This is a genomic window from Elstera sp. (assembly GCF_044372965.1).
GTDB lineage: Bacteria > Pseudomonadota > Alphaproteobacteria > Elsterales > Elsteraceae > Elstera.
The window spans coordinates 1-3,070 of record NZ_JBILQX010000286.1; the positions used below are offsets into that span (position 1 = coordinate 1).

Below are 3,070 nucleotides of genomic sequence, written 5' to 3' on the forward strand. Positions count from 1 at the left end.
CTCGTCGCGGTGGAGCACCATCTGCTGCAAATCTTTGGCGACGTGCGGATCGATGGGGCGCGGCGGCGGCGGACCGTCGAGATCGCCTAGCGGGGGGACGCGGATGGTTTGGCCGGGCTCCAGCCGTTCCGAGCCTTCGACGCGCTTGCCGTCGAGGCGGATTTGCCCGGTGCGCATCAGCTTCGACAGCCGCCCAAACGGTAGCTCCGGGTAGTGACGCTTGAACCAGCGGTCGATCCGAATATCCGCCTCATCCTGGCTGACGGTGCGTTGTTCGACCGACATGACTGTTCTCCTTAACCCCAGAGCCTGATAACGGCGGCCCCTGCCCTCACCCCGGCATACCCCAAGGCAACCGATCCCGCCAGATACATCAACGCAGCCCCACTATCCCCCCGGTCGATCAGGCCCGACGCATCGAGCCCAAAGGCCGAGAAAGTCGTGAAACCGCCCAAGAGTCCGGTGGTGAAAAAAATCCGCGTCTCGGCGGAAACCGGCAGCGGCCCGGTGAACAGCGCCGTCAGCAGCCCCATCAGAAAACAACCGAGCAAATTCACCGAGAGCGTGCCCCAGGGAAACCCCGTGCCGAGCCAGCGCCCGACCCCGAGCACCATCAGATAGCGCGCGACCGACCCGAAAGCCCCGCCGAGGGCGACCAGTGCCACCATTTTCATTCCGTGCCCTCCTGGCGTTTCGCCCGCAGCTTGTCCCAATACTCCAACCGCTTGCGAATCTCGCGCTCGAAGCCGCGTTCGGGCGGATCGTAGAAGCGGGTGCGCGGCAGGTTCTCGGGGAAGTAATTCTGCCCAGAAAAACCATCCGCCGTATCGTGATCGTAGGCATAGCCCGCGCCGTAGCCGATATCCTTCATCAGCCGCGTCGGCGCGTTGAGAATATGTTTCGGCGGCATCATCGAGCCGGTGTCGCGCGCGGCCTTGGCGGCATTCTTGAAGGCGCGGTAGGTGGCGTTCGATTTGGGGGCGGTCGCCAGATAGACCACGGCTTGCGCGAGCGCCAATTCCCCTTCCGGCGAGCCGAGCTTATCGTAAGCATCCCAGGCGGCGATGGCCTGCGGCAGCGCCTGCGGATCAGCCAGCCCAATATCTTCCGCCGCAAAGCGCGTGAGCCGCCGGGCGATGAAATGCGGGTCCTCCCCGCCGAGCAGCATGCGCTGAAACCAATAGAGCGCCGCATCCACATCCGAGCCGCGCAAGCTCTTATGCAGGGCCGAGATGAGGTTATAATGCTCCTCCCGGTCCTTATCGTAGAGCGGCGCGCGCTTTTGGACCGAGGCGAGCAGCCCCGCCGAATCGAGCGGCGGCAGGTCTTTTAGCGCGAACAAGGCTTCGGCGAGATTGAGCAGATAGCGCCCATCGCCATCGGCCAAAGTCAGCAGCAATTCGCGCGCCTCCGCCGTCAGCGGCAGCGGCTGGCCGGTGAGCGCTTCCGCGCGGTCCAACAACAGCGCCATGCCTTTTTCCTCAAGGCGCTTCAGCACGAACACCTGCGCCCGCGACAGCACGGCGGCATTCAGCGAGAAGGAGGGATTCTCGGTCGTCGCGCCGACCAGAATAACGGTGCCATCCTCCACCACCGGCAAAAACCCGTCCTGCTGGGAGCGGTTGAAACGGTGGATTTCGTCGATGAACAGCAGCGTCCCCTTTCCCTGCGCCCGCCGTTTCGCCGCCGCCTCGAAGAGTTTGCGCAACTCGGCAATGCCGGACATGACGGCTGACAGCGGCTCGAAGGTGAGCCCCGCTTCGGCGGCCAACAACCGCGCCAAGGTGGTCTTACCGCAGCCGGGCGGCCCCCAGAGGATCATCGAGCCCAGGCGTTTCGCCGCCAGCATCCGCCCGATAGGCCCCGACGGCCCCAACAAATGATCCTGCCCCACCACGTCCGCAAGCTTCGCCGGGCGCAAGCGGTCGGCAAGCGGTTGGGTGTCGGCTAAGACGGGGGGGAAGAGATCGGTCATTGGGTTGGCCTTGCCTCAGATGGCTGAGCGAGCGGCAGACCATCCAAGAGGGAACGAAACGCGGATAGAGGCAGCGCAAAGGTTCCATCCCAAGTCTGCCCGATGGCTTGCCGTGGACCAAGGATAATCCCGAGAAGCACGCCATCCGCGCCGACGAGCGCCCCCCCACTTCCCGGCACCTCGGTCGTCGTATCAATCTTGGTTACAATGCGACCCGGCCCCGTCGCCGGATGAAGATTTGCATTTTCGATAGCCCCTACGGCTGTCTTCGGGGCAATAAAATCGAGCATACTCACCGAAAGAACACGGTCGCCATTTTTGGGTTGTCGGTGCAGGGCGAGCGGGATTGGCGTCAAGATTTGCCCACCAGTCTCCACTTGCAGCAAAACCAAATCGGTTATTGGATCGGCACGGATTGCTCGCGCAGGAAAACCAAAGCCCTCGTGGGTAACAACCCTGATCGCCTCCATCCCCTCCAAAGAGCGACGGAAGGTCAGAACATGCCCCGCAGACGAAACGATAACCCCCGAACTTAACCTGAGATGATGCGAGACCATACGCCGCGCAGGCTTATCGCCGGACGGTAAGGTCTCTGCGGTTGGTGCCCACACTGTCGTTTCGGCCTTTATTGTTACGATAGACGGTATGGTTTGCCGGATCAAAGCCACGTCAGTGAGCCCCCTCGATGGGCGCACCGATGGGTCGGTATCGGGCACGGCACAGGCTGCCAACCCCAACATCATAAGCATGCCGATCCGCTTGAACATCGATCCGCCCTCTCGTCCTACTTCTTCCCAAACGTATCCGTTAGCACCTCGTCGCCACGCTTGATGGTGATGCGCCAGGTTTGGCCGCGCCCCATCGCCGTGACAGCATCGCCGACGCTGGCAATCGCGGTGCCGTTCACCTGTTGCAGCAGGTCGCCGGGCTGGAAGCCAATCCGCGCCGCCGGGCTGCCCCTTGCGATGCTCATGACGATCACCCCGCGCGACGGGCCGGGGATGCCCATTTCCTCCACCAGGGCAGGCGAGAGATTGGCGATAGTGGCCCCGGCGAGCGGCTGTTGCCCCTTGAGCAAGGTCGCCTCGCGCTTCG

At 63.3% G+C, this 3,070-nt stretch carries 4 protein-coding genes and 1 pseudogene; all 5 read right to left on the reverse strand.

Annotated elements, in window-relative coordinates; genetic code table 11:
• Nucleotides 1-285, reverse strand: a pseudogene (locus ACIQ36_RS19670) (RluA family pseudouridine synthase); the annotation flags it as partial.
• A gap of 11 nt (nucleotides 286-296) precedes the next feature.
• A complete protein-coding gene (gene crcB, locus ACIQ36_RS19675) occupies nucleotides 297-674 on the reverse strand; it encodes a fluoride efflux transporter CrcB (protein WP_395832518.1) in 378 nt (125 codons plus the stop codon).
• Complete coding sequence (locus ACIQ36_RS19680; protein WP_395832520.1) at nucleotides 671-1,975, reverse strand: replication-associated recombination protein A; 1,305 nt, start codon at nucleotides 1,973-1,975, stop codon at nucleotides 671-673. The genes crcB and ACIQ36_RS19680 overlap by 4 nt, the downstream gene beginning before the upstream one ends.
• Entirely contained in the window at nucleotides 1,972-2,742 is a 771-nt protein-coding gene (locus ACIQ36_RS19685) for a trypsin-like peptidase domain-containing protein (RefSeq protein WP_395832522.1), read from the reverse strand. The genes ACIQ36_RS19680 and ACIQ36_RS19685 overlap by 4 nt, the downstream gene beginning before the upstream one ends.
• 17 nt (nucleotides 2,743-2,759) lie before the next feature.
• Nucleotides 2,760-3,070 (reverse strand): PDZ domain-containing protein (locus ACIQ36_RS19690; RefSeq protein WP_395832524.1); only part of this gene is annotated, 311 nt, incomplete at its 5' end.